Source organism: Desulfurella sp., from assembly GCF_023256235.1.
GTDB lineage: Bacteria > Campylobacterota_A > Desulfurellia > Desulfurellales > Desulfurellaceae > Desulfurella.
This window is the reverse complement of record NZ_JAGDWY010000034.1, coordinates 12,943-18,361: the sequence shown is the minus strand read 5'-3', so window position 1 is coordinate 18,361 and position 5,419 is coordinate 12,943. Positions and strand designations below refer to the sequence as shown.

8 protein-coding genes are annotated in these 5,419 nt (G+C 30.8%); 4 read left to right on the top strand and 4 right to left on the bottom strand.

What is annotated here, in order from left to right; translation table 11 throughout:
• The 4 genes from Q0C22_RS03450 to Q0C22_RS03435 form a co-directional block, all read left to right on the top strand.
• On the top strand, positions 1-1,272 hold a 1,272-nt coding region (locus Q0C22_RS03450), incomplete at its 5' end, for a bifunctional aminoglycoside phosphotransferase/ATP-binding protein (protein WP_291490669.1).
• A complete protein-coding gene (locus Q0C22_RS03445; RefSeq protein ID WP_291490668.1) occupies positions 1,269-1,994 on the top strand; it encodes a pyridoxine 5'-phosphate synthase in 726 nt (241 codons plus the stop codon). The genes Q0C22_RS03450 and Q0C22_RS03445, both read left to right, overlap by 4 nt.
• A complete protein-coding gene (acpS, locus tag Q0C22_RS03440; RefSeq protein ID WP_291490667.1) occupies positions 1,982-2,314 on the top strand; it encodes a holo-ACP synthase in 333 nt (110 codons plus the stop codon). Before Q0C22_RS03445 ends, acpS begins: the two co-directional genes overlap by 13 nt.
• A complete protein-coding gene (locus Q0C22_RS03435) occupies positions 2,299-3,486 on the top strand; it encodes a Mur ligase family protein (RefSeq protein WP_291490666.1) in 1,188 nt (395 codons plus the stop codon). Before acpS ends, Q0C22_RS03435 begins: the two co-directional genes overlap by 16 nt.
• On the opposite strand, the gene Q0C22_RS03430 is transcribed toward Q0C22_RS03435, so the two are convergent.
• From Q0C22_RS03430 to Q0C22_RS03415, 4 genes are all read right to left on the bottom strand, one after another.
• Positions 3,483-3,815 carry a 4Fe-4S dicluster-binding protein gene (locus Q0C22_RS03430; protein WP_291490665.1) on the bottom strand — a complete coding sequence of 111 codons (333 nt, stop codon included), beginning with the start codon at positions 3,813-3,815 and terminating at the stop codon, positions 3,483-3,485. The genes Q0C22_RS03435 and Q0C22_RS03430 overlap by 4 nt on opposite strands.
• 8 nt (positions 3,816-3,823) lie before the next feature.
• Positions 3,824-4,399: a recombination mediator RecR gene (gene recR, locus Q0C22_RS03425; RefSeq protein WP_291490664.1), complete on the bottom strand. Its 576-nt coding sequence runs from the start codon at positions 4,397-4,399 to the stop codon at positions 3,824-3,826.
• Complete coding sequence (locus tag Q0C22_RS03420) at positions 4,396-4,719, bottom strand: YbaB/EbfC family nucleoid-associated protein (protein WP_025391834.1); 324 nt, start codon at positions 4,717-4,719, stop codon at positions 4,396-4,398. Before Q0C22_RS03420 ends, recR begins: the two co-directional genes overlap by 4 nt.
• Before the next feature lie 4 nt (positions 4,720-4,723).
• Positions 4,724-5,419 (bottom strand): hypothetical protein (locus Q0C22_RS03415; RefSeq protein ID WP_291490663.1); only part of this gene is annotated, 696 nt, incomplete at its 5' end.

Here is a 5,419-nt window from a genome sequence, read left to right as displayed (position 1 = left end):
TTTTCACCCGATTTATATTTAGGGGTTGTGCCAATTACAAAAAATGCAGATGAATTTTTTATATCGGGTCCTGGTGAAGTTGTAGAATACGCAGTTGCCATGAAAAAGCTTCCGCAAGATAAAATGATGGATGTGTTGCTTGAAAAAGATAAAGTCACACTGAAAGATATAGACAAACTATCAAATATTATAGCAAACTTTCACAAAAATGCTCAAACAAATCCACAAATCAGTGAATTTGGCAAAAAAGAAAACATAAAAATCAATACAGACGAAAATTTTAACCAAACAATCAAAGCACAAGGTACGTTTTTAACAAAACACCAGTTTGAATCAATTAAAAAATACACAAATGACTTTTTAGATACGTATGATTGGCAAAAACGCATTGTAGAGCAAAAAATTAAAGATTGTCATGGCGATTTGTATTCCCACAATATTTGCCTTGCCGATAAAATTTACATATACGACTGTATAGAATTCAACGACCGTTTCAGATACTCTGATGTTGCAAGTGATGTAGCTTTTTTGCTTATGGATTTAGAATTTCACAGCAAACAAAATTTATCTGATTTTTTTTTGCAAAAATACATTGAATATTCGAAAGATTATTCTATTAGAGAAGTACTTAATTTTTACAAAACCTACAGAGCCTATGTAAGGGGAAAAATTTATTATTTTGAAAATAAAAAAGAGCTATCTAGCAAATATTTTGATCTATCTTATAAATATATTGATAAAAAGTATAAACCGATACTTATTGCAATGGTTGGCTTGACTGGCTGTGGCAAAAGCTATTTTAGCGAAAGATTATCGCAAAAACTCAACGCAAAGGTTTTTTCATCTGATATTGTCAGAAAACAGTTATTTTCTGGAAATACAAACGGTTTTGAAAAAGGCATTTACAGCACCTATCACACACAGTTAGTATATGAAAAATTAAGCCAGTTAGCTTACGAAGCTTTAAAAGATGGTTTTAATGTTATACTTGATGCAACCTACATAAAACATTCACACAGACAAAGTTTGGTAAATACGATAGAAAAACTTGGAATAACGCCTAATTTTGTTTTTCTTGATCCAGATGAGCAAACAATATTCAAAAATCTTGAAAAAAGAAAACACCAAAAAAGCATTTCAGATGGCACAGTTGATATATATTTTAAACAAAAAGAAATATTTGAAAAGCCAAAAAATGCCATAATTATACACTCGAACGAAGAAAATAGTCTAAATTATGTATTAAAAACCATTTTGGAGGCTAAAAAATGAGGCTTGGAATTAATATTGACCACATAGCAACACTAAGACAGGCAAGACTGGGTATAGAACCAGAGCCAATCTATGCAGCTTTAATTGCTCAAGAAGCCCTTGCTGATAATATTACTATGCATCTAAGGGAAGATAGACGCCATATTCAGGAAAATGATTGTATATTGGTTAAAAATACAATCAAAATTCCACTGAACCTGGAAATGAGCATAGAAGAGAAAATAGTAAATTTTGCTTTAAATCTTGTCCCATATCAATCAACACTTGTGCCTGAAAAAAGAAAAGAACTTACAACGGAAGGTGGTCTTGATGTAATATCTAACTTTGAAAAGTTAAAAGAAGTAATAGATAAATTGCATTCAAAAAACATACTTGTAAGTTTATTTATTGATCCAGATAAAAAACAAATTGAAGCAGCAAAAAAGCTTAATGCAGATTCAATCGAAATTCACACAGGTGAGTATGCAAATGCACCGATATCTCAAAAACTTCAATTCGCAAATTCAATTAAAGATGCAGCTATTTTTGCAAAAAGTCTTGGGCTCTGCGTCCATGCAGGGCATGGCCTGAATTACCAAAATGTTAGTCTGATTGCAAAAATCAAAGAAATTGAAGAATTAAATATAGGTCATTCTATTATCTCAAGAGCTGTTTTTTGTGGCTTGAAAGAAGCTATAATCCAAATGAAACAAATTATTGAAAAAGCCAGATGGTTGGCATAGATATAGAACAAACTAAAAGATTTGAGCTCATGCTTAAAAAATTTGAAAAAAAAACGCTACATAGGATTTTTTCTCAAAAAGAATTAGATTATTGTTTTTCAAAAAAATTCCCACATATTCATCTATGCGGCAAGTTTTGTGCAAAAGAAGCTTTTTTTAAAGCAACAAACTTAAAAATACCTCTTAATAAAATAGAAGTCTTAAACGATAAACACGGTGCAGTACAAATTTATATTGAAAATAAAAAATTTAATGCAGATGTTAGCATATCACATACAAGTGAATATGCTGTGGCAATTGTTTTATGCAAAGCTATATAAAACTCAAAAAAATTTTAGATAACCTGCAACCATATTCTATTAAACTTGGTCTTGAGCGCATAAAAGCGTTGCTGGAAGCTCTATCTAACCCGCAAAATTTTTTTAAAAGTATATTGATTGGCGGCACAAACGGTAAAGGCAGTGTTGCGCAAATGTTAAATGACAGTTTTTTACAAAAAGGTTACAAAACTGGATTATACACTTCGCCACATTTAATACTATTGAATGAACGCATTAAAGTAAACAACGCTTGCGTTGATTTTGACTTGTTGCTTGATTTGGCACTTCAAATAGAACCTTTAGCCAGAGAATTTGGTGCAACGTACTTTGAGTTTTTGACTGCTTTAAGTTTTTTGGCATTTAAGAAATTAAAGGTAGAATATGCAATTTTGGAAGTAGGAATGGGCGGTGAGTTTGATGCAACAAATGTTGTAGAGCCAATTTTAAGTGTTTTAACAAGCATATCTTTCGATCACACAGAACATTTAGGGAAAACAATCGAAGAAATAACAAAAACAAAAATGGCCATTATTAGAAAAATTGGGATAATTGGTAAAAATTCACCTAACGTTATAAATTTGATCAAACAATCTTCCAATGCTGACCTTTATTTTGTTGACGAAATATATCTAAACCGTGCAAAACAATTTGACTTGAATTTTCTAAAATGCGATTACGAAAAAGAAAACCTCGCATGTGCGTTTTTGGCCATTGACTGCTTAAACAAATATTATAATTTGGGATTGGACGCACAAGCTATAAAAAATACATACTGGCCTGCACGTTTTGAAATTATAAAATCAGCTAACAAGACATTTATAATTGATGGTGCACACAATGTAGATGGAGCAAATAGGTTTTTAGAATGCGCAAAAAAAATAAAAGGATCAAAAATGCTAATTTACTCTAGCCTAAAGCAAAAAGAGTATCAAAAAATTTTAAATATGCTTTCTTTCTATTTTGATGAAATTATAATAACAAAAACAAACAACCGAAATTCAATTGATAAAGATGATATTAAATTTGAAAACAAAAATTATAAATTTTTAGAAGACGCAAATACCTCTTTACTCTATGCGCAACAATCAAATTACGAAAATATTTTTATAGCGGGTTCTCTTTATTTGGCAGCTTTGGCAAAAGCCTGTATTTTGGAAGAAAACCTTCCTTAAATCTTAAACGCTTCCTGCCTTATAACATCCAGGCCTTTTTCTTGTACATCTTTTTCAAGCGCCATAACAAGCGATTTTGGCTTTGTAGGACAAACTTCAACACATATACCGCAGCCTTTGCAATGATGATAATCTATGCCTGCCATTTTTTCATCTTTATCCAAAACTATAGATGCATCAGGGCAATATTGCCAGCAAAACAAACAATTTATGCATGTTTTTTCATTCCAAACAGGACGCTCAACACGCCATGAGCCTGTTTCAAAGTTTTGAATTTTTTCTTCTTTTGATTCAATTTCTATAATTTTACTTAAATCAACGATACTCATATACTCTCCTAATAAGGTATTCTATTTTGAAAAGCTTTTTGTAGTGTTAATCTATCAAGTGAATTAATATTATAGCCAACTGGTATACCAGAAGCTGGTTTTGTTATTTTGATATTACCATCTAGCATATCTATTATGTATTGAGCAGTAAGGTTGCCTTCTACAGAATCATCAATCAGAAGTATTATTTCTTTTGCTGATTGAGCATTTTCTTTAAGTTTATCAAGATCTAAATCTTTTGCATAAATTCCTTCCAAAGGTGAAATTAAACCCCACAAAACAAAATACGTACCATTGTATATATGTTGAGATTCTAAATTGATTAATGTTTCAATTGTTTCTACAACACAAATTGTTGATTTATCACGTGAGCTATCCAAACATATATCGCAAATATCATTTTCGCATAAATTACGGCAAATTTTGCATTTTTTTAGATTTAACGCATACTCTATATTTTTTGTTATCTCTTTAGCATCTCGTGGATTATTTATAAGCCACAAAGCATATCTTATAGCACTTTTTTCGCCAATTCCCGGTAGTTTTTTTATTGATCCAATTAAATTTTCAAGATTCTTTATCATAAACCCGGTATGTTCAAACCACCTGTTAGAGCAGACATCTTTTCTTTAACTTTTTCTTTTGCCTTTCTTATAGCTTCATTTACACCAGAAAGCAACAAATCTTCAAGCATCTCCACATCATCACTAAGCAATTCTTTTGATATTTTTATTTCAACAATCTCTCCATCGCCATTTGCACTAACACTAACCATACCACCACCTACACTTACTTGTGTTATTTCTTTTGCTGCTTCTTGCTGAATACGCTCAATTTCCTTTTGCATCTTTTTTGCCTGACTCATGAGAGTATTCATATCAAAACCGCCAAAACCTTTAGCCATAAAATCACCTCTTTGCTATTATTTCTGCATCAAACAAATCAATTACAATTTTTTCCAATCTATCTGCCTCATTTGTGTTATCTTGTAAAGAAACATTATTGGTTTGTAAAATATCTATATTATTTGAAGTGGTATGTGAGTTTTCTTCAACAATTTGAGTATCAAACTGGATTTTTTTATCAGTATCCATGTTATAAGTAAGTTTTATTATTTCTTCAATTTTTGTAAGGTTTTTTAAGCTTAGAGCTTTTTGAGTGGCTACTTTTAGTGTTATTGTATCATCAACCTTATATTTTATTTGCAAAAAAGCATCGTAGAAAATGTTTATAAAAGCTGTCTTTAATTCAAGATCGATACTAAGGGCAAGTAGTTTTTCAAGTAAAAGCTCTATAAATGTTTCTACTTTTAAATTTTTATCGAAAAGATAGTTTATTTTTTCAAAAGCCAAATTAGTGTTAAAACTTACAAGCGCATCAATAAATTCGTCGATTAAACCAAAATCAGCTACGCCAAGCACGTCTGATACATCTTTTGCAGTAATATTGTCGCTTTTATAAGCTACAACTCTATCCAAATAATTTTCTGCTACTCTAAAAGAACCTTGAGATATTTGAGAAATTAGTTTTATGCCCTCATCCTGCATATTTATATTTTCTGTTTCTAAAATTTTTTTTAGCTTTTCATAGATTTTTTGCGGAGC